20 protein-coding genes and 1 riboswitch are annotated in these 23,077 nt (G+C 48.8%); of the genes, 10 read left to right on the top strand and 10 right to left on the bottom strand.

Annotation, left to right across the window (positions count from 1 at the left end; genetic code table 11):
* The first annotated feature begins 147 nt into the window (after positions 1 to 147).
* A complete protein-coding gene (gene lhpI / locus J9B83_RS07560) occupies positions 148 to 1,098 on the top strand; it encodes a bifunctional Delta(1)-pyrroline-2-carboxylate/Delta(1)-piperideine-2-carboxylate reductase (RefSeq protein WP_211536147.1) in 951 nt (316 codons plus the stop codon).
* Between the two features lie 2 nt (positions 1,099 to 1,100).
* On the top strand, positions 1,101 to 2,405 hold the full coding sequence (locus J9B83_RS07555) for an NAD(P)/FAD-dependent oxidoreductase (protein ID WP_211536146.1): 1,305 nt from the start codon (positions 1,101 to 1,103) through the stop codon (positions 2,403 to 2,405).
* Here J9B83_RS07555 and J9B83_RS07550 read toward each other — a convergent pair.
* Genes J9B83_RS07550 through J9B83_RS07540 form a run of 3 tightly spaced genes read right to left on the bottom strand, consistent with a single transcriptional unit; the run spans position 2,402 to position 6,332 of the window.
* The gene (locus J9B83_RS07550; RefSeq protein ID WP_211536145.1) at positions 2,402 to 4,774 is read right to left on the bottom strand and encodes an ATP-binding protein; all 2,373 of its coding nucleotides are present in this window, start codon (positions 4,772 to 4,774) and stop codon (positions 2,402 to 2,404) included. The genes J9B83_RS07555 and J9B83_RS07550 overlap by 4 nt on opposite strands.
* Positions 4,774 to 5,589: a substrate-binding periplasmic protein gene (locus J9B83_RS07545; protein WP_211536144.1), complete on the bottom strand. Its 816-nt coding sequence runs from the start codon at positions 5,587 to 5,589 to the stop codon at positions 4,774 to 4,776. The genes J9B83_RS07550 and J9B83_RS07545 overlap by 1 nt, the downstream gene beginning before the upstream one ends.
* Positions 5,574 to 6,332: a response regulator gene (locus J9B83_RS07540; protein ID WP_328797715.1), complete on the bottom strand. Its 759-nt coding sequence runs from the start codon at positions 6,330 to 6,332 to the stop codon at positions 5,574 to 5,576. The genes J9B83_RS07545 and J9B83_RS07540 overlap by 16 nt, the downstream gene beginning before the upstream one ends.
* 745 nt (positions 6,333 to 7,077) lie before the next feature.
* On the opposite strand from J9B83_RS07540, the gene nhaC reads away from it, so the two are divergent.
* From nhaC to J9B83_RS07520, 4 genes are all read left to right on the top strand, one after another.
* Positions 7,078 to 8,565 carry a Na+/H+ antiporter NhaC gene (gene nhaC, locus J9B83_RS07535; protein ID WP_211536142.1) on the top strand — a complete coding sequence of 496 codons (1,488 nt, stop codon included), beginning with the start codon at positions 7,078 to 7,080 and terminating at the stop codon, positions 8,563 to 8,565.
* 164 nt (positions 8,566 to 8,729) lie between these two features.
* On the top strand, positions 8,730 to 9,974 hold the full coding sequence (locus J9B83_RS07530; protein ID WP_211536141.1) for a DEAD/DEAH box helicase: 1,245 nt from the start codon (positions 8,730 to 8,732) through the stop codon (positions 9,972 to 9,974).
* 16 nt (positions 9,975 to 9,990) lie between these two features.
* Complete coding sequence (locus J9B83_RS07525; protein WP_211536140.1) at positions 9,991 to 10,848, top strand: PA4780 family RIO1-like protein kinase; 858 nt, start codon at positions 9,991 to 9,993, stop codon at positions 10,846 to 10,848.
* Between the two features lie 161 nt (positions 10,849 to 11,009).
* Positions 11,010 to 11,675 carry a 7-cyano-7-deazaguanine/7-aminomethyl-7-deazaguanine transporter gene (locus J9B83_RS07520; RefSeq protein ID WP_211536139.1) on the top strand — a complete coding sequence of 222 codons (666 nt, stop codon included), beginning with the start codon at positions 11,010 to 11,012 and terminating at the stop codon, positions 11,673 to 11,675.
* 97 nt (positions 11,676 to 11,772) lie between these two features.
* On the opposite strand, the gene J9B83_RS07515 is transcribed toward J9B83_RS07520, so the two are convergent.
* The 6 genes from J9B83_RS07515 to J9B83_RS07490 all read right to left on the bottom strand — a co-directional run bounded on the left by J9B83_RS07515 (position 11,773) and on the right by J9B83_RS07490 (position 18,935).
* Positions 11,773 to 12,297: a M48 metallopeptidase family protein gene (locus tag J9B83_RS07515; RefSeq protein WP_211536138.1), complete on the bottom strand. Its 525-nt coding sequence runs from the start codon at positions 12,295 to 12,297 to the stop codon at positions 11,773 to 11,775.
* Between the two features lie 83 nt (positions 12,298 to 12,380).
* Entirely contained in the window at positions 12,381 to 13,772 is a 1,392-nt protein-coding gene (locus J9B83_RS07510) for a sensor domain-containing diguanylate cyclase (protein ID WP_211536137.1), read from the bottom strand.
* Between the two features lie 138 nt (positions 13,773 to 13,910).
* Entirely contained in the window at positions 13,911 to 14,636 is a 726-nt protein-coding gene (locus tag J9B83_RS07505) for a sulfite exporter TauE/SafE family protein (protein WP_211536136.1), read from the bottom strand.
* Between the two features lie 32 nt (positions 14,637 to 14,668).
* Positions 14,669 to 15,472 (bottom strand): DUF547 domain-containing protein, encoded by an 804-nt coding sequence (locus J9B83_RS07500; protein ID WP_211536135.1) that lies wholly within the window; start codon positions 15,470 to 15,472, stop codon positions 14,669 to 14,671.
* A gap of 6 nt (positions 15,473 to 15,478) precedes the next feature.
* The gene (locus J9B83_RS07495) at positions 15,479 to 17,629 is read right to left on the bottom strand and encodes an FAD-dependent oxidoreductase (protein WP_211536134.1); all 2,151 of its coding nucleotides are present in this window, start codon (positions 17,627 to 17,629) and stop codon (positions 15,479 to 15,481) included.
* 100 nt (positions 17,630 to 17,729) lie between these two features.
* Positions 17,730 to 18,935: an MFS transporter gene (locus J9B83_RS07490; RefSeq protein WP_211536133.1), complete on the bottom strand. Its 1,206-nt coding sequence runs from the start codon at positions 18,933 to 18,935 to the stop codon at positions 17,730 to 17,732.
* Positions 18,936 to 19,173: 238 nt separating this feature from the next.
* Here J9B83_RS07490 and J9B83_RS07485 point away from each other — a divergent pair, with 238 nt between their 5' ends.
* Both J9B83_RS07485 and J9B83_RS07480 read left to right on the top strand, forming a co-directional pair.
* The gene (locus J9B83_RS07485; RefSeq protein ID WP_211536132.1) at positions 19,174 to 19,494 is read left to right on the top strand and encodes a type II toxin-antitoxin system RelE/ParE family toxin; all 321 of its coding nucleotides are present in this window, start codon (positions 19,174 to 19,176) and stop codon (positions 19,492 to 19,494) included.
* The gene (locus tag J9B83_RS07480; protein WP_211536131.1) at positions 19,491 to 19,775 is read left to right on the top strand and encodes a helix-turn-helix domain-containing protein; all 285 of its coding nucleotides are present in this window, start codon (positions 19,491 to 19,493) and stop codon (positions 19,773 to 19,775) included. The genes J9B83_RS07485 and J9B83_RS07480 overlap by 4 nt, the downstream gene beginning before the upstream one ends.
* 37 nt (positions 19,776 to 19,812) lie before the next feature.
* Here the strand turns inward: J9B83_RS07480 and J9B83_RS07475 are convergent, their stop codons facing one another.
* Positions 19,813 to 20,742: a DMT family transporter gene (locus tag J9B83_RS07475; protein ID WP_211536130.1), complete on the bottom strand. Its 930-nt coding sequence runs from the start codon at positions 20,740 to 20,742 to the stop codon at positions 19,813 to 19,815.
* Positions 20,743 to 20,855: 113 nt separating this feature from the next.
* Positions 20,856 to 21,035, bottom strand: a riboswitch (FMN riboswitch).
* 162 nt (positions 21,036 to 21,197) lie between these two features.
* On the opposite strand from J9B83_RS07475, the gene rarD reads away from it, so the two are divergent.
* Together rarD and J9B83_RS07465 are read left to right on the top strand one after the other, a co-directional pair.
* Positions 21,198 to 22,094 carry an EamA family transporter RarD gene (rarD, locus tag J9B83_RS07470; RefSeq protein WP_211536129.1) on the top strand — a complete coding sequence of 299 codons (897 nt, stop codon included), beginning with the start codon at positions 21,198 to 21,200 and terminating at the stop codon, positions 22,092 to 22,094.
* Positions 22,095 to 22,175: 81 nt separating this feature from the next.
* The gene (locus J9B83_RS07465; protein ID WP_211536128.1) at positions 22,176 to 22,982 is read left to right on the top strand and encodes an ATP-grasp domain-containing protein; all 807 of its coding nucleotides are present in this window, start codon (positions 22,176 to 22,178) and stop codon (positions 22,980 to 22,982) included.
* Positions 22,983 to 23,077 lie beyond the last annotated feature (95 nt).

Here is a 23,077-nt window from a genome sequence, read left to right as displayed (position 1 = left end):
CCTAGCATCTTGCTAGCACGACAAACGATCGATCTCGATCCCATAGCTTTGGTGCGCATTATCGTAGTTTTGGTCAACTGCCTGCGGCCATATCTTGCTAGGATGACGTCATTCATTCCCTTACGGCACACCACAGGAGCCTTCGCTATGCAGATTTCTGCCGAGACACTTCGCGCCCGTTTAACCTGGTCTAAAATCATCCCTGCCTTGCGAGATATTTTTGTCGCCGATGTGCATTCTCCCGTTCGTCATCACCATTTTATCGATGTGCCCAACGAGCCACAGGCGACCTTGTTATTGATGCCCGCTTGGATCGAAGGGGAATACCTTGGAGTCAAACAAGTCAGTGTGTTTCCCGGCAACAACACTCGCAACCTTCCTGGTTTGACCAGCTTGTACACCCTAAGCTGTGGCAAAACCGGTCAAACCTTGGCACAAATGGACGGCAATGTGATCACCGCGATTCGCACCGCCGCCGCGTCGGCGCTGGCGTCGTCTTATTTGTCCCGTACCGATTCAAGCAGCCTGTTAATGATGGGCGCAGGTCGCATGGGACACCATTTGGTGCCCGCACATTGTAGCGTTCGCGACATCAAAACCGTATGGATTTGGGACAGAACACCCCTTGCTGCGTCTGAGTTTTCGGCCGATTTACAACGCCAAGGCATAGACGCTCGCGTCTGCCCTACAGAGCAACTTCCACAGGTCGCTGGAGAGGTGGACATCATCAGTTGCGCCACCCTTGCTAACGAGCCCATTCTGTTGGGCGAATGGCTAAAACCTGGCGTGCACGTGGATTTGGTCGGCAGCTTCACCCCGACCATGCGTGAAGCGGACAACACCGCCGTGCAAACCGCTTCGATCTTTGTCGACACCCGCGCAGGGGCTTTGGCCGAAACGGGCGATCTAATCATCCCCATTAAAGAAGGTGCCATCGCCGCCACCGACATTCAAGCGGAATTGACCGAGTTATGCGGCAATACTCACCTTGGTCGAAACGCGTTACCTGAGCCAGCCACGGCCATCACCCTATTCAAATCCGTTGGCGATTCTCGCGAAGATTTAGCGGCGGCCATGTTGGCCTTTAAAGAAGCCTAACCATGACAGAGCAGACTCACACCATGAACCAGGTTTGCGATACTCACTCAACGACCCGCTTTGCCGTCATTGGCGCGGGTGTGGTCGGCTTATGCGTCGCGCTTCAAGCTCAGCGCGCCGGCTTTCACGTCACCCTGATCGACTCCAACGAACCGGGCAAATCCACCTCCTATGGCAACGCGGGGTATTTGGCGACCGAAGTGATCGATCCTCTTGGTACACCCGACGTGCTTCGAGCCGCGCCCAAGCTGTGGCTTAACCCCAAGGGACCAATTTGCACACCGTTGAAATACGTGACCAAGGCCGCGCCCTGGTATTGGCGCTTTCTAAAAGCGTCTCAAACTGAGCCAGCTCAACGAGGCACCAAGATGATCCACCAGCTCAATCAAGCGGCCGTTGCCGCTTGGCATCGCACCTTGAGCGACATTGGCGCTGACAGCATGTTGATCAAGGGCGGCCACTTGGTGGTGTGGCAAACAGCGGACACCATTAACGAAGCCGATCAACTGATCGATAAGATGCGCGCCTACCAGATTCCCTGTGAATTTGTCGCTGGCAAGGCCCTTGCTGAGCTCGAACCCGAACTGTCTAAAACCCTCAGTCACGCGGTATTTTTCCCCGAGGTTCATCGCTTATCCGATCCTTATGCGGTGTGTAACGCCTTGTTCAACGCCTTTATGCAACGGGGCGGCGACTTCATCACCGCCCGAGTCACGGCGCTTAATCCCGATCAAGACCGGGTGAATGTAGACCTCACGAGCGACGCCGGCTTAATCTCGACTCTGAGCTTTGATCAGGTCAGTGTGTGTGGTGGTGTGTGGAGCAAAAGCTTGTTGCAACAAGTGGGGCTGGATGTGCCGCTGGAAGCCGAACGGGGCTATCATGTGACCTTTCCGGACGACCAAACTCGCATTCATCACACGATTTTATCCGCCGATCGCAAGCTGGTGTTGTCGCCCTTGGGCGCTGGGCTACGGGCAGTGGGCATGAGTGAAATCGGCGGTGTGGATTTACCGCCCATTCAAAAACGCTTTAAGGTGTTACGCGAACACACCCAAAGCTTGTTGCCCGATTTATTTCGCAAACCCGACCTACAATCGAGCGAGTGGATGGGGCATCGTCCGTCGTTGCCAGACTCTTTGCCGGTAATTGATCAACATCCGCGTTTTGCGCGTTTGTCGTTTGCTTTTGGTCATCAGCATTTGGGCATTACTCAAGCGGCGATCACGGCGGAATTATTGCTCGATAAATTGCAACAGAAAACCCCAAGCGTCTCCCTCGATGCACTGCGGGTAGATCGTTTTTAATGGCGACCTAAAATATTGTTTAAACTCGCCAAGGTGCTTTTATAAAGAGATCTAATAGCGGCAATGTCGTCGTCAAAGTCCACCTTGGTGTTGGCGTTACAATGGTTTTCTATGTCTCTGAACGCGGTCGCCAAGGCTTGCGCGCCGACCGCGTCCGCGTCTCCCGCCAAACGGTGGGTAACGTCTGCCACATCGTACCAATCTTGCTGCTGGTGCAGCTCGTCCAATTCATCTAAGCCCTGCTCAATCGCCACTGAAAACAAGGACACCAGCTTTTGCAGACGAGGCTTACCCAAAGCGGTTAGGTGCGACTGCACCAAGCTGACGTCCAGTCCGTTTTGCTCTGCTGGTGAGTCAAGTATCAATGGAACGGTGGGTGTCTTGTCCGTTGGGCGATGCAGCACCTCTCCAAGTACTTGATAAAGCAATTCGCGCTTAAATGGCTTAGGAATCACTGCGCGAATGCCGATGTCGTGGCACTGCTTCACATTGCTTGGCAATACATTGGCGGTCAATGCAACAATGGGTGTATCAGGATTCAATGGACTGCCATGACGAATTTGATCCGCCACATCCAAACCACTGAGCGAGGGCAAATGAATGTCCATTAGAATTAAATCGAAACGCTGCTGAGTCGCCTTATGAAGCGCTTCTAAACCATCTTCGGCGAGAGTCACTCGATGGCCATCGCGCTCCAAGAGTTCTGTGGTGACGGCTTGGTTGATGGGTGTGTCTTCCACCAGCAAAATCGACATGGGCGCCATGGTGTTATCGCTCTGAAACGGCTTATCAGTCTGCGTTTGTGCCTCGTCTAGCGCCAATAAAGGCACATAAAACCAAAACACACTGCCACGGCCTTCTTCGCTTTCTACCCCAATTTCCCCTTCGAGCAAGCGCACCAGTTGCGCCGTAATCGCCAACCCTAAGCCAGTGCCGCCGAAGCGACGCGTCACGCTGTCGTCTGCCTGACTAAAGCGCTCAAACAGGTTCGCTAGGTAACTGTCTGGAATGCCAATGCCGGTGTCTTCTACTTCGATCAGCACACCAGAAGCCTGCTCCGGGTTCTCATCGCTCACTGACACCGACAGCGTCACTGTGCCATCGTGGGTGAATTTGATCGCATTCGACACGAGATTAGACACAATTTGCCGCAACGCGCCCGCCGCACCTTGATAATGATCCGGTAAGTTATCGCTGATCTGGACGTTTAGTTGGGTATTTTGTTGCTGAGCTTGCGCGGTAAACAATAAGCCCGTGGAGTGAATCAATTCGCGGATGGAAAAAGGCCGAATTTCGGGACTGTACATGCCCTCTTCTAAACGTGCGTAGTCGAGCAAGCCGTTGAGAATTTCCAGTAAGGCGTCGCCCGATTGATAAATGGCCGAGAGTTTTTCATTGCTTTGCGGCGTTTGCGGTTGGCTCTGCAGCAATTCCACCATGCCCAAAATGCCATTCAGTGGCGTTTTGATTTCGTGGCTCATGGTGGCTAAAAATTGGCTTTTCGCCAGATTCGCCTGCTCCGCGGCTTCTTTGGCGCTTTGTAAACGCCGAGTACGACGGCGTACCTGTTCTTGCAACTGATCTCTGTGATAACGCAGTTCAGCCTCAATGGCGTCTTTTTGCTTGATGTCAGCCAAAATCGCTTCGCGCATGTCGTTCATGGCATTGGCCACCGAATCGATTTCATCTTCGTCGCGGCCAGTGCGCTGTCGTTTGTAGGGCAATATCAATTTCGTCTGTAAATTACCGGCACTGATGGTGCGAGTATAACGAGCCATGTATTCCAAATGCCGTGTCACCATTAAGTGCACCATCAGCAATAAGAACACCCCGTTCATCAGCACCAATAAACTTTGGAACAAGGCAATTTCAATGGCCGAACGCAGCAGTTTCGATTGGATCGCCGCCATGTCGTGGTACACGGTCAACTCGCCCAACATGCGTTCTGTGGTGCGTCGACTTTGGTCGATGTAAAACACCGGCAACTTGGTGCCCTGATTACTCGGGGAAATCGATTGGGTGTCGCCCACGGTGATGTCGTCTTGCCAGTCTGCCGCGTGCAGGGTCACGGCGCTCACATTGGAAAAGTTCAAGATGCCTTTGAGTTGCAGCTCCAGCTGTTCGCTGTCTAAATCCCACAGGCTTTTACGTATGCCTTCAATGTGCGACGAGGTGATGTAGTCGGTTTGCTGTTGGATCGACGCTCGCTCTCGGCGGTATTCGTTGAACACCTGGATGCTGGTGGAAATCAGCGCCAGTAACAAGCTCAACGACAGCAGGCGAATAAAGATCCGGTGGGCCAACGGATGCGATTGTTTGTAACGCAACAGGTTGGGTATGGCGCGAAACAGGGTCGATTTCATGCTCATCAGTCGCTAAAGTCTCCGTTTAGTCCAAGCGCCGCAATGTAAATGCGTCGGTAGCGCTCTACCAATTCGGGCACGGTTTCTGGGGAATCTAATAGGCGGGTCAAACGCTCATTCAAAAAGGGCAACCAAGGCAATAACGGCGAACGGTTAGAAATGGCCAGGTACCAAAAATCCACCACGTCGGTCTGAATGTGACCGGTTTTGCCTTGCAAGCCCAAACGCAATATGTCCAGTTGCCCAGACAACTTACCCATCGGCACCATGTCGAGGCGGTTGTCGGCCAGTTTGAGTAAATTTTGATCTTGAGTCGATACGTATTCCAGCGTGGGGTAGGCGTTCAGCGCCGCGTCTACTTCGTCGCCAAAGCTGTCGCCCCTTAACACGCCTACCCTAAGCCCGGCTAAGGTGTCCCAGCCTTTGAATTCCAATGGATTATCTATGGGGAAATACAGATAAATCGATTCGCGAATCACAGGGGCATCAAGGAATGTCATGAAAGCTTGACGGGCTTCTGTCTTAAATCCAGACATCATATCGATGTTGCCAAGCTCCACTTCTTTTAGACAACGTCGCCAACTGCTGTCTTGATGGGTGTCCACAGTGACGCCCAGAGGTTCGAGCAGCATTTTAATCACCGCCACATTCACCCCGTCGGCTTGCTGATCGGCATTGACCCAAGACACCGGCGGGTAGGCGCTGTTGCCACACACGCGCACCGTCATGGTCGATAATGTTTCTATCGAGGTATCCGCAGCGGCGACCTTGGGCCACAGGATAAACCAGCAAAAAGCGGCGACGACTAGATCGGCTCGCATGGGGCCAGATCTTGATCATCAAGGTTGTCTGTTAAAGCACTATTGAGTAAATAGCCCACGCCATGCACCGTAATAATCATTTGAGGACATTGAGGGTCTTCGCTTAACTTGCGGCGAATGCGCCCGATCAACACGTCTATGGTGCGATCTGTGGCATTCCATGTGCGGTTTTTAATGCGATCCATTAACTGATCTCGGGTTAATGCCATGCCTTCGTTGGCTTTGAGTGCCAACAAAAGTTGAAACTCGCCTTCGGTCAGCGGGCTAATGCTGCGGTCGGATTTCACCAACACCCGTCGAGCGGTATCAAGCTGCCAAGTACCAATGTCGCGCAATACTGACGCTTCGACAGGATTTTTCTCCAGTTCGCGCTGTTTGCGCACTCGGCGGATCAAGTTCTTGCCCCGCGCTAAGACTTCTCGTGCATTGAAAGGCTTGCACACGTATTCGTCGGCACCGCACTCTAAACCAATAATGCGATCGATGTCGTCTTGCTTGCCGGTGACCAAAATAATGCCCACTTCGGAGCGGCTGCGCAGTTCTCGCGTTAAGGTAAGGCCGTCTTTACCAGGTAAACGAATGTCGAGCAAAATAAGGTCGAATGTCTGCTCGTTTAACAGCTGCTCAGCGGCTTCGGCGGTCTCGGCGCCTGATACGGTGTAACCTTCCTCGGCAAAGTAACTTTCGAGTGTTTCTCGGGTAACGCTGGAATCGTCCACGACGAGGATTTTAATGTCTGACATTAACATGGCTAGGTACTGCAAAAGGTAAAAGTGGAATCAAGGAATTATGGCTGCTTTAGTATCGTCCCTGCTGCATAAAATAAGTTCAGTCATAATCGGATTAAGCACTATAACAAGGACAGAGGCAAAAGATAAACGGCCAACCTGACTTGAAAAATATAAACAAGTTGTAAATGAAAAGCGAAAATATAAACCTGCGTTTACATAAATTTCATACCTGTGTCGAAATAAAACCCTTTGCGATCAAATGATCAGATTCGGTCAAGGGTCGTTTACGAAGGCCAAATAGGCTCTTTTGTGCTCTGTGTCACATAATGAGTCGTTGATTTTACTGGGGTTCTGCCTTGGTGCAAGATAATGCCAGACTCTGTCTTTCGGTTGCGATTAGAGAAACGCAACCTCACTAATCATGACGGATTACGCCATATTCACGCACAACATTAAGGCAAAGATTCTTTTTACGGTGACTCTGTTAATGGCCAAAAGAGTATCTCATGATGTTTTTAAGCATCAAATCATTCAAATAAGTCCTTCGGTTATTATTATATTTGTCATATAAGCCGCTCACTTCAGGGTCATTTGACTTAAATTGGCGTTCACATTGTTGATACAAAGTATTACGACTTGTTTGTGAATTTATTAATTCTTCCTGCTAAAACCTAAATCAAGAAAAGTGATACCCGATCACAAAAGCGATCATTTTCCCTTTTCTCACTCCATAAAAAAGAATTCAAAGGAACGCAACATGGCTGTCAATACTGATAAAAACGAGGGACAAAAACCGAGCTTAATGCTCGCACTTGTCCCCGTGATACTGACTTTAGTTCTGCTCGGCATACAAATTTTTTACTTTGGTGATTTTACTCCGCATATTCCTCTAGCCATTGGCTTGGCGCTGACCGCTTTGGTCGGTATCAAGCAGGGTTTGAAATGGAAACAAATTGAACAGGGCATTTTCCACGTTATTCACGTGTCCATGCCGTCGGTATCGGTATTGATCTTGGTCGGTATGTTGGTGGGCGTTTGGATCGCCAGTGGTACTGTGCCAACGCTGATTTATTACGGCTTAACCCTGTTGTCACCGCAAATTTTCTTGGCCGCGGCCATGTTGTTGTGTGCCGTGGTGTCTTTGTCGCTCGGTACGTCTTGGGGCACAGTCGGTACTGTTGGTCTTGCCTTGATGGGCATTGGCGCAGGGTTTGAAATCCCTATGTACTGGACTGCCGGCGCGGTCGTTTCCGGTGCGTTTTTTGGTGATAAAGTATCTCCTTTGTCTGACACCACCAACCTAGCCCCAGCCGTTACTGGCACCGATGTGTTCTCACACATTAAAAATATGATGCCAACAACGGTACCTGCCATGCTGGCCGCTCTGGTCATTTATTTGATCGCGGGCTTTACCCTAATTGACAACGACAACGGTTCTTTCGAGCGCATCACGGCGATTACCTCCTCGTTGCAAAACAACTTCGAAATCTCCGCTTGGCTATTGGCGCCGGCTTTGGTGGTTATTGTGCTGGCCATGCGTCGCATGCCGCCGATTCCGTCTTTGTTTGCCGGTGTTGTGGCGGGCTCCATTGTGGCCGTTTTCACGCAAGGTGCGGGCATTCACGACATTATCACCTACGCCAACAGCGGTTATTCCATCACCACCAGTTCCGATGCGATCAACAGCTTGCTGAACCGTGGTGGTATTCAGTCGATGATGTGGACGATTTCTTTGATCCTGATCGCCCTTGGTTTTGGTGGCGCGCTGGAGCGCACAGGTTGCCTTGAAGCCATCATCACCTCCATTATGACTAAGGTCTCTACGTTTAAAGGCGTGCAAACCTCGGCTACGCTTACTTCTGTGGCGACCAACCTAGTCGCAGGCGACCCTTACCTATCCATCGCCCTTCCTGGTCGTATGTACGCTCCGGTTTATCGCGGTATGAAATACTCAACGCTGAACTTGTCTCGCGCCATCGAAGAAGGCGGCACCTTGGTGTCACCACTGGTGCCTTGGAACGCCGGCGGTGCTTTTGTTATCGGTGCTTTAGGTCTAAGCATTGGCGACGGCAACTTCGAGAACCTGCTGTACATCCCACTGGCGTTTGCTTGCTGGATTTCCCCTGTATTGGGCTTGGTCTACGCACAGATGGGCTTTTTCTCTCCCAAAGCCAGTGCAGAAGAGCTGGCTCGCTGGGAAAAAAATGATGAATTGGTCATGGAATACAACACGGTTAAATCCTAAATTGACACAATAAATTCTCTTATCTAAGTTCATATGGATAAGCCCCCCAAAAAGCAGACCTCAACCGGTCTGCTTTTTTCTTTTTTCCCCGTGTTTTTCGGCTACACTAGCCGCTGTATTTTTGACCTTGTACAGTTGTACTTCACTTTTTAAACGGAACCGTCATGAGCTTTGCGTCGTTAGGCCTTCATCCAGATATTCTTGGTCACCTCACCACATTAGGTTATGAAACGCCTACGCCCATTCAACGGGAAGCGATTCCCGCTGTTTTGGCACGACAAGACGTCATGGCCGGTGCCCAAACCGGCACAGGCAAAACCGCTGCGTTTGCTCTGCCCTTGCTGCATCGACTGGTAACGAGTGCCCACGCAGAGCGCGCCATCCGTGTATTGGTGCTCACACCGACGCGAGAACTGGCCCAGCAAGTTCACGCCAGCTTTGTGAAATACAGCGCCACCTTGTCGATTCAGCCTGTGGTCGCCTACGGCGGTGCCAGTATTAATGTACAACTCGATGCTCTCAGACAAGGCTGCGATGTCTTAGTCGCCACGCCAGGCCGCTTGCTCGAATTACTGATGAAAAACTTAATCGATTTAAGCCAACTGAATACCTTGGTACTCGACGAAGCCGACCGCATGCTCGACATGGGCTTCATCGTCGATATTCAGCGCATTTTGAAAAAGCTACCGGCCGAACGTCAAACCTTGTTTTTCTCCGCCACCTTTAACGACGAAATTTTCGCGCTGAGCAAAACCTTATTGCGCGAGCCAACATTGATCGAAGTCGATCAGCGAAACACCACGGCCAGCCAAGTAGCGCAAATTGTCTATGCGGTCGACGCAGATCGCAAAAGCGCGCTTTTGTCGTTTTTAATCGGCTCAAAGAATTGGCAACAGGTACTGATTTTCACCCGCACCAAACAAGGTGCCGATGAATTAGCCAAAGAAATGATCAAAGACGGCGTTGCTACTCAAGCCATCCATGGGGATAAATCTCAAGGGGCGCGAGATCGCGTGCTGGCCGATTTCAAAGCGGGCAAAGTACGCGCGCTTGTGGCGACCGATGTGGCTGCACGGGGCATCGACATTGACCAGCTGCAGTATGTGATTAACCACGAGCTGCCATATAATGCAGAAGACTACATTCATCGCATTGGCCGCACCGGTCGTGCTGGGTCAACCGGCTTGGCGGTAAGTTTGGTCGCCGAAAAAGAGCGCTACTTATTAACCGACATCGAAAAATTGCTGGGCGAGCCTTTTGTTCCTCAATGGCTACCAGGCTTTGAACCCGATTTAAACAAAACAGACAGTACACAAAAAAAGCGCGAACCATCGAAAAAAGCACTTCGCGCCAAAGCGCTGGGATTAACCAGTTCAAAACGTAATAAATCGCCAAAACGACGCCGATAATAGGATAACGAGCCGCATGAAAATCCCTAAAAGAATACAACCACTCATCGAAGATGGCTTGATTGACGAAGTGCTTCGACAATTAATGAGCGGAAAAGAAGCGACCGTCTACGTGGTGCGCTGCGGATCAGACATCCGTTGCGCCAAAGTCTACAAAGAGGCCGGTAAACGCAGTTTCAAACAGGCGGTTCAATACCGTGAAGGTCGCAAAGTTCGCAACAGTCGTCGCTCCCGCGCCATGGAAAAAGGCTCCAAATTCGGCCGCGACGAACAAGAAAACTTATGGCAAAACGCCGAAGTGGATGCGTTATATCGCTTAGCTGAAGCCGGTGTTCGTGCGCCTACGCCTTATGGCTGTTTCGACGGTGTTTTATTGATGGAACTGGTCACTGACGATAATGGCGAAGTGGCTCCTCGTCTCAACGACGTGGTGTTGACAGAAGAACAAGCCCGACGGGATCACGACACCATCATCAAAGACATTGTGCGCATGCTGTGCGCAGGCTTAATTCACGGTGATTTATCTGAATTTAACGTGCTGGTAGATTCCCATGGCCCCGTCATTATTGACTTACCTCAAGCCGTAGATGCCGCCGCCAACAACAACGCCGAATGGATGCTCGAACGGGACATAAACAACATGCGCAACTACTACGGTATGTCTGCTCCTGATTTGCTCGAGACCAAATACGCGAAAGAAATTTGGGCGCTATTTGAAGCGGGTAAATTGACCCCTACAACAGAGTTAACAGGGCTGTTCGACGAGCCAACGGAAGAAGCCGATGTGGATTCTGTCCTGCAAGAAATTCAAGACGCTTTTGAAGAAGAGCAAGACAGGCTGGCGCGGATCAACTCCACAGACGATGAGGACTAACGCAATAAAAAATGTTAGTTTTCCTATTTGAGTCTTTTTTAATCAAGTATTTTCTGTATAATCTCGCTCCGAATTTAACGATATACACAGAAAGTGCGCGCCTAACCGCGCACTTTTAAACTTGGGTTCCCTCACCCCAATCAAACGAAAAAGGTCACACTATGAGTACGTTCACACCGGCACAACAGGGTAAAGCCCTTGGTTACCTTGCGTTTTTTCACCTATTGATCATTGCTTCGAGCAATTATTTGGTGCAAATTCCTTTTACCGTTTTCGATCTGCACACCACCTGGGGTGCGTTCACCTTCCCGTTTATTTTCTTGGCAACCGACTTAACGGTACGCATTTTTGGTGCAGCACTGGCGCGTAAAATCATCTTTTTGGTGATGATTCCGTCGCTGATCGTGTCGTATGTATTGTCGGTAATTTTTGCGCAAGGGGCGTTTCAAGGCTTCGCTGAGTTAACCACCTACAACAGTTTTGTGGGTCGTATCGCCATTGCCAGCTTGTTGGCTTACTTGCTAGGTCAAGTATTGGACATTCAGGTGTTCAACCGCTTGCGCCAGCTTAAAGCTTGGTGGATTGCACCGGCGGCGTCTACTTTATTCGGTAACGGCTTAGACACCTTGGCGTTTTTCGGCATCGCTTTTTACCAGAGCGTAGACCCTTTCATGGCGCAGCATTGGCAAGAAATCGCACTGGCTGACTTCGCCTTTAAATTGATCATCAGCATGGGGCTATTTATTCCTTTGTACGGCATGCTATTAACTTATTTGACGAAGAAAATCACCGCGATTAAGCCAGATTTCTCCCTCGCCAACGCCTAAGAAAACGCGTTTTCTCGCCAAGCAAAATACACAAAAAAGGCCGATTTTGTAGGGAAATCGGCCTTTTTTGTGGGTGTTTTTCTGTTTTCGACACGCTTTACCATAAATCGCCAAATCGATCTCTGTGGCTCAAATACAGACGAAGATCAAATTCTAACTGGTGATATTCCGGCTCCATATAACAACACAGCTTATAAAACGCTTTGTTGTGATCTTTCTCTTTAAGGTGCGCCAATTCATGCACCACAATCATCTTGAGTAACGGCTCAGGCAGCCGACGAAACATAGACGCCACGCGGATCTCATGCTTGGCTTTTAACTTATTGCCCTGCATGCGCGACACAAAAGTGTGCAGGCCAAGGGCGTTGTTGATGATGTGAATTTTATCGTCGTAAATCACCTTACTGATCGGCGGTGAACTGCGCATAAAGTCGTTTTTCAGCGCCATGGTATAGTCGTACAGGGCGCGAGGGCCATTTAAGCCGTGCGGTACTGGGTATTTTTTCAGTAGCCAATCACCCGATTTTTCGGTGTCTAAAAGGTGCTGTACTTGCTGTTGTAACTGAGCGGAGTAAGCGCCGAGGTAATTTTTCACCTCATTACTTTGGGTAGATGAACTCATAGCAACCTGCTTATCGTGTTCTAGTCAATGCGTTAGGAGCCAACAATAGATCGACGCTATTTGTCTTGTCGCTCTGTGTTGGATTACCTATCCAAGGAAAGAACGCAGTTTTTACCCGCTGCTTTGGCTTTATACAAGGCTTTATCTGCTCTATTCAATAACCTATCGACGAAACAACTGGCACCGGCTTTACTCGCCACGCCAAAGGATACTGTGTAGTGAATGGGTTGATGTTTGCCGTCTACCACGGCCGATTGTTCAACAGCCACACGCAATCGTTCTGCAATCACAAGCGCTTCTTCGTGTTCTGTCAAGGGTAGTAAAACAGCAAATTCTTCCCCACCAATTCTCGACATCAAATCTTGGCGTCGTAAAATCGACAAGCTAGTTTGCGCCAACTTCTGCAGTACTAAATCGCCCGCTTTGTGACCAAATTGATCGTTCACACGCTTAAAGTTGTCCACATCCATCATGATGACAGATAAGGGCGCTTTTTTTTCAATCGCATCTTTGAGAACGGTTTCACATTGCTGGAAAAAAGAGCCACGATTTGCCAAACCTGTTAGATGGTCAAAATACGCCATGTTTTCCAGTGCTTCTTGCGTGCGGAAATTTTCGATCGCGATGCTCGCCAAGTTGCTGGCAAATTGGATTAACTCGAAATCTTTCTCAGTCGGTGCAGACGGAACTTGCTTATAAATCGCAAACGTACCTAGCAACTCCCCTTTGGAGGATAGAATCGGATCCGACCAACACGCAGCCAAACCCGCTTGCTTCGCCAGTTCAGTGAAATTTTCCCAATAAGGGTGAATGGAGATGTTTTCCACAATAACCCGCTCATTAATATGAGCGGCCGTACCGCATGACCCCACATTCAAACCCACTTTTATGCCGTCGATGGCATCATTATAAAAATCGGGTAAGCTAGGGCCTGAACCAAGTCGCAAACATTGGTTGGTTTTGTCGAACAACAGCACACTGCACAGCGACATGGGGTTTTCTTTTTGAATTTGCTTAACGATCACATCCAGAATATCGGGTAACGCTGAGCTTTTCGCTACCATTTCTAACATCACACTGCGCGCTCTTAATCGTTCTTCTGCCACCCAATAATCGGTGACATCATGAAGATACCAAATTCTGGTGTTTCCTATTAAAGAAAAACGCATGCTGATGTGTTTTTGTGAATACCACTTGCAAAAAAAAGTCGCGTTTAAAAATTCCGTGGAAGCGCCTTGATGGCCTGTCGACATCCAAGGTTCTATCACATTGGGGTAAAATTTAGCGGTTGAACCGACCTTTACAAACCAACTGTCTATGGTTGCCATCTCGTTGAGATGAAAGCCAAACAAGTCAGTAAATGCTTTATTGACGTATTGAACCTGCCCCGTGACGGCATCAGAACAAATAACAGGTATGGGCGTGGTATCAAGAACGTCTTCCAAACTAACGCTCTCGTTTAAGGTGTTGTTCATAGTCTTTCCAAGTAATTTCGTCGTATTTACTAGGTAAAAGTAATAATCTGATTACTATTAAGTTTTACGAAACAACACAAAGTAGCGCAAGACAGCCTCAATCGTTTTTAGGTTTTTTTTGTATGGTTTTTGTATTTTTTACGAGAAAAGAAACAACTTACAGGCGGCCAATGCCGACATAATGCGAATCAACCATTTAAACTGCACTGGGTTTATCTTTTTCAGAAAATGGTAGCCAATAAATGACCCGACCAACAAGCCTGGCAAGGTGTACAGACTGGCTTCGGTTGTTTCTAGGGTCAATAACCCCAGGCTCAAGTAAAAGGGCAATTTCACCACATTGATAATAAAAAACGCCCATGCCCTAGTACTCACATAGGTCTCTTTATTGAGCTTTTGTTCCAGTAAAAACAGACTGAACAGAGGCCCAGCGGCGTTGGCCATCATGGTCACAATGCCACCGAAAAAGCCCATAGAATAAGCCGCCCATGGCTTACGCATAAAGGTGGTCGGCCGGTAGTCGAGGTACAGCCCTAGAAGAATCATAAAGATGATCATCACGCCCAAAAAGCGCACGAATTGATCCGCATCGATGGAAGCTAAAAAGTAGCTGGCCACATATATGCCTAAAAACGCTAAGGGAAGGAATCGCAACAACACCGGCCACGCCACTTTGGCTTTGTAGCTGCACACCGCCATGATGTCGGTCACAATGTAGAGAGGAAGCAGAATCGCCAAGGCTTCAGGCCCTGGGTAAGAGATCATTAAAATCGGCAGTATGAGTAACCCCATACCGCCGATTGAAAATTTAGAGAAGCCGGTGATTAGTCCCGCTAAGCTCAATACAATCCACGCGCTGTCCAATGATTTCCCCTAACGGCTGCCATCACTGAGCATTATGGTGTTTTGTTTAACGCCCAGTCGTAGTCTAAAAATTTGATGTCGAACGTCTGTTTTTCTAGTCGCTCGCTTGCACGGGTATTTAATGACAAAGCGCTGGAATAGTCACTCAAAAACGCCTCTAAAGACTGGTAGCCTTTCCAGCCTTTTTCAAAGTCCTCACGGTACCATTTAAATATAGAAGAAAGTTCTAGTATGTCGCCATTCAAACGATTACGGCTGCTGTCTGACAAAAACAGCTTGGTTTGTGTCTCTAGCAAAGCGTCTAGATTATCGGCATCAAAAGCCTGATTCGCGAGCGCCGGACAGCCAATGCTGGCGCAGTTTACGGCAAAATGAATGCGCGGATCTTGGTAGCGATCTGAGCCGCGAATCAAGGTGTGTTCTAGGTTATCCAGCGAGCGTTTTTCGCCCAGTAATGGCACAAACTCCTTGCTCCATGGGGAGCTAAAAAAGCTCCCTAGATCTTTGATCGAGTCCAAATCCGGCCATTTTGTCAGGATCAATTCTACCGTGTAGGCATTGTAAGCGTTGATCAAAAACGCCAATTGCTCGTCTTTGTTCCAAGCGTCGAATTGTGACTGACTGACGGCGCTCAACGACGCCAAGTAGCCATCTAACGCGGCTTGGTCGTCATCAAAGCCTTGATAATCCACCTGGCTGGCTTTACCGCCATCAATCAAATACACATGCTGCTGCAATAAAGCATTCCAAGTAGAATGATCAAACGCGTTTGCCGCGCTGACCAAGGTGCTTTGTAATCCAATCAGTGCCACTAAGGTCATCAACCAGTTTTTCATAGGATATTAACCTCGACGCCATGTGTGGTATTTTTCGATCCAAGCCAAAATGCGCACTGGCGTATGGGCACGTTTCCACTCGCCCGCCGCATACTTGTTCGATTCTGCCCAAGTTGGATAAGTATGAATGGTGCCAAGAATTTTGTTCAAGCCCAGACCGTGTTTCATCGCCAGTACAAATTCCGCCAATAACTCACCAGAATGCTCACCAACAATGGTCACGCCCAAAATCTTATCCTTACCCGGCACGGTTAACACTTTCACAAAGCCTTTGTCGGCACTTTCGGCAATGGCGCGGTCAAGGTCATCAAGACCGTAACGAACCATTTCGTAGGCAATGCCTTGCTCTTTTGCTTCTTGCTCGCTCAAGCCCACTCGCGCCACTTCTGGGTCGACGAAAGTCGCCCATGGAATCACCCGATAGTCAGCACGGAATTTTTTAAAGGTGCCAAACAAGGCGTTAACCGACGCAAACCAGGCTTGATGCGCCGCTACGTGAGTAAACTGATAAGGCCCCGCCACGTCGCCGACAGCAAAAATATTCGGAAACAAGGTTTCAAGATAATCGTTGGTCACTATGGTGCGTTTGGTTTCCACACCAATGTTTTCCAAACCATAGCCTTCAAGGCGCGCTTGGCGGCCTACCGCACACAATAAAGCATCAAATTCGATCACGCTTTCCACACCGTCTTTCTCGACGATTAAGCGTTTCACGTCGCCGTCTTTTTCACAGCGAATGGCGTTATGTGAGGTCAAAATCGTCACCCCGTCCGATCTCATGCTTTCTTGTACCAACGCCGAGACTTCTTCGTCTTCTCGCACCATGATGCGCTCAGAACGCTCCACTTGGGTGACGTTCGACCCTAGTCGCGCAAAACTCTGCGCCAATTCGGAACCGATCGGCCCACCGCCCAACACCACAAGACGCTTTGGTGGCGCATCGAACTTGGCAAACTCTTCCCACAAGGTGTCGCTGGTGTAATAACCCACGTCGTTCAAGCCCGGTAAATCCGGCACAAACGGACGCGCACCGGTGGCTAGAATAATGCTGCGCGCGGTAAGACGCTGGGTGCCACCGTCGTTTAGCTTAATTTCTACCGTCCAAGGATCGACGATGGTCGCGTAGCCTTGCACTACATCCACACCCAGCTTGGTGTAACGCTCAACGCTGTCGTGCGGCTCAATTTTGCTGATCACGTCATGAATCCGCGCCATGACTTTTTTGAACGAAAACGTCGGCTCTGCGCTGTCTAAACCATAATGTTCGGCATGGCGCATTTGCTGAGCGACTTTGGCACTTTTGATCAAGGCTTTGCTGGGAATACAGCCGTAGTTTAAGCAGTCGCCGCCCATTTTATGGGCTTCCACCAAGGTCACCTTGGCTTTTACCGCCGCCGCAATGTAAGCACTCACTAAACCACCCGCACCGCCGCCGATCACGATAAGATTACGGTCAAACGTTTTTGGCTTGGTGAAGCCTTTGTAAACGCGACGCGCCTTGATGACGTTAAGCAGTTTTTTCGCCAATAAAGGGAATACTCCGAGCAACACAAAGGAGAAAAGCAAAGACGGCGACAAAATCCCTGACAAGCTTTCAAGTTGCCCAAGTTGCGTGCCTGCGTTTACAAACACCAAGGTGCCCGCCAACATGCCCAATTGACTCGCCCAGTAAAAAGTCACCGCACGAATCGTAGTTAAGCCCATCAATAAGTTGATCAAGAAGAAAGGAAACAACGGTACCAACCGCAGGGTAAACAGATAAAAAGCGCCTTCTTTTTCAACGCCTTCGTTGATGGCTTTTAGGCGATCACCAAAGCGCTTTTGTACCGTTTCCTGCAACAAGTAACGCGCTACCAAAAACGCCAAGGTCGCGCCTATGGTGCTGGCAAACGACACGATCAGCAAACCCCAACCTAAGCCAAACAAAGCGCCCGCGGCCAAGGTCATAATCGCCGCACCCGGCAAAGACAGCGCCGTCACAATCACGTACAACACTAAGAACGCACCGCCAACCAAAACCGGGCTCTCTGTACGCCACGCTTCAAACTGATCCAGGCCAGACTTTAGGCCTTCCAGCGTTAACAATTGATGCAAATCAAAGTAGAAAAAACCTACAATGAGTGCCGCAATGACGATTAATAAACCCGACTTTTTCATTACTAACGCTCCAACAGAGTTTTTCAACTCAAGACTAATTGACTCATTTATTTACTGTATAAAGGTTAGACTCCGCTAAGGCCGAGATTATTACACTCGATCAAACACTTTTTACACGGCCAGATAAAAAACTAAAAAACAAACCACATACACACACGCACAACACCAACCCAACAAGACCCGACAATCCATACAGGGTAATGACGGTGGCGAACGCTGGCGGCCCTATCGTGCCGCCTAAATTACCGAACTGTGCCAATAAACCGTAACTTTGGGCTTGTTCGCTCGGGCTACGCGCCAAGGTCGGAATCATCGCCAATGACGAGCCAGACACCATGCCCAAAAACAACACCATGGCCGCCACAGCGATAAAAAACACCGGCGCTAGATCGCGCATCACCGCCAATACCAACACACTGAGCGCAATGCCCGAATACGCCAACACCGCCAGTCGCTGCGGTTTCATCGCGTATTGAGCAATCGCTCCGGCTAAGAAAGTGCCGCATGTACTCACCAAGGGCAGCACGATCAGCATCCACTTTTGCAGCGAAGAGTCACCGACTAAACCAGGCACATAGGTTAAAACCGATACCAAGGTACAGGTGTAAAACAGAAACACGCAGCTTGGTAACAAGCTGCGAGGGTTACGATACACTTGCAACATTTGCTTGAAAAACCCTTCTTGCACACCTGTTATCGGCACCAGATCTAACACAGCATTGTTTTTCAGAATGAAAAACAGCACCACGCCCATGGTCATAATGAGCAGACCATGGCCAAAAAACACCGACTGCAATCCCAAATTATCCAATAACCCTTTACCAATCCAACCACTCACGGCAAACGCGACACCAAAAAACGTCCCCCATAAGCCCATGGTTAACGACCTATGCTGAGGCGCACTCAACTTCGCGATTAAGGTCGGCGCTGCGACAACCACACCTAATTGAGAAAAGCCTTCCAGCATTCGCGTTATGAACAACAAATTAAAAGGCGGCAAAGTAGATTGAATCAAAGACAAAACACCGCCCAACAACAAAGCACCGACCAAGACTTTCAAATAACCAATGCGGCTGGCAATCATGCCGGCTGAAACGCCGAAGATTAGCCCCGCCAATCCCACCGCCGACAACGCCGCTCCGGTAGACGTGGCACCCATCTCGTAATGGGACAACAAAGCATCGAACGACACCGAAAACTTGGCAAATTGCATGGCCGCAGAAATACCTGCAATCCACAGCAAAATCACTTCTAACCATTGAGTTCTCGGCGCAACCGCTGTTGAAAAAGCAGGGGAATCAGGCATCAGGCTTCCTTAAAAAAACAAACTTATTAAGCCATCAACACAAGGAGATGCACTTAAAAACTGACCTTACGGACAAACTAACGCCATTCTAAAGCAAAAACACCCGCTCGAAGCCACCATTTGCGCAATAAAAAAAGAAGTTAGCAAGAAGGCAAAAGTAAACCATCTAATAGATCAAATATTAGACAAAAAGAACAATAAAAGTTATCATTAAAGATAACTTTATGAAGGGATTCCTATGAACTGGAAAATAGATTTTTACGGTGGTGTTGAGGATCAACTCCTTAGTATGCCCCCTAAAATTCAGGCACGGATGATTAAACTACTCGAATTAATGGAAAAGCATGGCGCGAATTTAGGTCCACCACACACAGAAGCTATGGGCGACGGTCTATTTGAAATAAGAGCAAAAGCCAAGGAAGGCATTGGACGAGGCTTATTTTGCTACCTCAAAGGCAATCGTATCTATGTACTGCATGTATTTATCAAGAAATCTCAAAAAACACCAAAGCATGAGCTCAAACTAGCTCGCGAAAGACAAAAAGAGGTTCAACAATGAGTCTTCAAGCCCTGAAACAACGCGCCTTTGAAAACCCCGAAGTGAGATCTGAATATGAGAAGCTCGAAAACGAATTTAACTTCATTGATCAACTTATTAGTATGCGCATCAAAGCCGGCCTCACACAGCAACAGGTAGCCGAAAAAATGCATACTCAAAAAAGCAACATCAGTCGCTTAGAAAAAGGCAACGCAAACCCTAGCTGGTCTACGCTGTCAAAATATGCCCATGCTTGTGGTTTCGAATTAACGCTCGCCGCACAAAAAATTCACTCAAGCTAGTTAATTTTATAGTGCACATAACTCTTCAAGCGCTTTTTTACTGCGTCACGGGGGTTAGGTCGTTTTGTCTCAGTTCTTTCATACGCAGGCCGATGTTGCCGAGTATCAGCATCATGCCGCCGATGATTTGATAGCCAGTCAAGCCCATGTCGAGGAAAACCCAGTTGATCACGGCAGCGAAGACGGGAAAGGACAATTCGGCCAAGGTCGCCAGTTGCGCAGGAACGGTTTTCAAGCCTTGGTAGTAAAACCACATGCCAATAAAACCACTGAGCAAGGCCATGACGACCACAAGGCTCAAGTCTACTGATGTCATCATGGATAAGCTGTCGGATTGAGCCAAGGCCATGGGCAAGAGCACCAATAGACCCGCAACAAAGCGACCGGACATAATGGCGTTCGCTGGCATGTGCTGATGAGACAAGTACTTACCGCATACGGTCGCCGCCCCCCAGGCAATCACGGCAATTAAGGTATAACCATAGCCTTTGAGTAGGCTCGCGGTGTCACTCGAATAATGCCATTGGGTGTCGCCGAGTTGGCGTAAATCCGGCCACATCATTACAAAGCTGCCGAATAAAATCACCGCCGCCCATTGTAGAAAATGCCCTTCGATGCGCTCTTTTAACAGCCAATAAGCCAATAAAATAGCCACAATCGGTTGCAGCTTTTGCAGCAAAATCACCACGGTAGGGTTTAAATACTGAAACGCTTCGGTAAACGCCAAGGTACCCATGGCCGAGCCAATCCCGCCGATAAAAAATAGACAGGAAAAGCCACTGATCGACATATGACGATAAACATGGCGATACCGCCACAACATAGGGCTAATAAATAGCACTAGGGTAAGATGTTCGATAAGAACGATTTGCAAGGTCGAATAACCGGCGCCTAACAGCGGGTAACGGATTAAGGTATCCAGTGCCCACGTAAAACACGCGATCATAATAAAGAATGTTCCTGCCATCTTGAATTTCTCCAATCAATAAGATGCACAGGGGTGATGAGAACGAATAGTACCAAGCGCCGCACTTAAAAAAGCACACATGAACGCCCCATTGCTAGGAGCATTAAAACTTGGTCGATCTTCTATCATCCGGACTGTAACCGTCGGCTCTGGCTTCTCACCAGATCTGCTGACCCTTGTAGTTTCAAAATCATAAGAAACGTAACAAGGCGCTCGCGGGCTGTTTAACTGGATGCTGTCACCCAAGAAAAAATACCGCCGGTGGGGAATTTCGCCCCGCCCCGAAGTTCGATTAATGTAAATTTACGTAGCTAACTCTAAACCCATCCCCTTTCTGAGGCAATAATTAACCGGCCTTTAGGAGTCATTAATAACGCAAAAAATCTGACCGTTTACCCAGTATTAAGCTACACTCTGCAACCAATAAAAATTCTTGATCAGCTAGGATGATTGTCATGCAAACTTCTTCAAAAAGCGGCGTTCTTTATGCCCTGACTGCCTTTACCTTATGGGCCATTGCGCCTATTTATTTTAAAGAGATGTCGTTTGTTCCCGCTCAGGAAATTCTGGCTCATCGTGTTATCTGGTCGTTTTTATTGGTGTTGGCGCTGATTTTCATTTTGCGCTACACCAAGGCGCTGGTCACTGTCTTAAAAGCCCCTAAAATTTTGGCCGCTATGCTGGTGTCTACTTTGCTGATTGGTTTTAACTGGGGCACCTTTATTTGGGCGGTGCAAAACAACCAAATGCTCAGCGCCAGTTTGGGTTATTACATTAACCCCTTAATCAGTATCTTATTGGGGGTAATTTTCTTTAAGGAAAAGCTCGATACCATTCGTAAAACCGCGGTATTACTGTGCTTTTGTGCCGTGGTGTTTGAAATCATACAATTTGGTTCGCTCCCGTGGGTCGCCTTATCGCTCTCTATGACTTTTGCCTTTTATGGCTTGGTACGTAAGAAAATAGCGGTCGATAGCTTTACCGGCATGGCCATTGAAACCGCCATCATGTTGCCATTTGCCTTGATGTATTTGACTCTCAGCCCGTCTCCAACCTCGAATATTTTTGGCAACAGCGCCAGCGTTAACTGGTTATTGTTTGCCGCTGGGCCAGTGACCATGGTGCCGCTCATGTGTTTCGCAGCGGCGGCCAATCGTGTCAGCATGGTGACGCTTGGCTTCTTCCAGTACATAGGCCCAACGGGGATGTTTTTCCTAGCGGTTTTCCTTTACGACGAGCCCCTCAGTTCAGAAAAACTCACTACCTTTGTGTTGATTTGGTCGGCCTTAGCGATGCTGATTTTCGACTCGGTTCGTCGCTTGCGTAAAACCCACAATACCCTGCAACAGTGATGATAATTTAAGCAAAAAACAGTTTCTTTTTTTCGAAACAGGCCCCACAATCGCGGCCTGTTTCGCTATTGATTATAACCTATGAAAATCATCTCGTTTGACGCCCTCAGAACCCTCCATTTGCCTCAAGTTCGCTACATAAAACCCGAATCCATGTACGATCATTTAGAGGAAATTAGAGAGGCAGATTGGCTGTTGTTTCCCCAATACTGGCAACTGACTGCGCTGACTTGCGGCCTCAAGAAACGCATTTTTCCAAGCATGGCTTCTTACCTGATTGGCCATGACAAAATCGAGATGACACGCACTTTCAACACCATAGCGCCGCAGCAACATCCGTACACCTTGATCGCCGCCAACACACCCTACGAAGCGGAGCGTATTTGGGACGAAATGGCCACGCCTTTTGTGGCAAAAATCCCGCGTAGTAGCATGGGCAATGGGGTGTTTTTAATCGACACCATCGGCCAATGGCGCGACTACATAGAAAAAACCGACGTGCTGTACGCACAAGAATATTTACCGATTGACCGGGACATGCGCGTTATTTGGGTGGGCAATAAAATTGTCAGTGGTTACTGGCGTTTGCAGTCGGACAATGGCTTCCATAACAACATCAGCCAAGGTGGTCAGGTGGAAGTTGCCTTGATTCCCAAAGAAGCGCAAGACCTTGTGACCTTCCTGGCCGAATCTTTGGACATCAACCACGCCGGATTCGACATCGCCATGGTCGGCTCTGTGCCTTACGTGATTGAAATCAATCGCATCTTTGGTAACCAAGGGCTGCCCAACATTCAACACGACGTCAACACAGAGCTACTGAACTACCTAAACGAACAACACCTACTGTCTACCGCCGACCTAATCGACCAGCCGAGTGGGTTTTAAAACCTAACCCTTGGTGCTTAGGGAAGATGCGAATAAGTCCCGCGCATGAGACAATTCATTTTTAACCTTCGAGCCTGACCATGTCACATCAACTC

It is taken from the genome of Marinomonas vulgaris (assembly GCF_018145875.1).
Taxonomy (GTDB): Bacteria; Pseudomonadota; Gammaproteobacteria; order Pseudomonadales; family Marinomonadaceae; genus Marinomonas; species Marinomonas vulgaris.
This window is presented reverse-complemented; position numbering and strand designations above follow the sequence as displayed.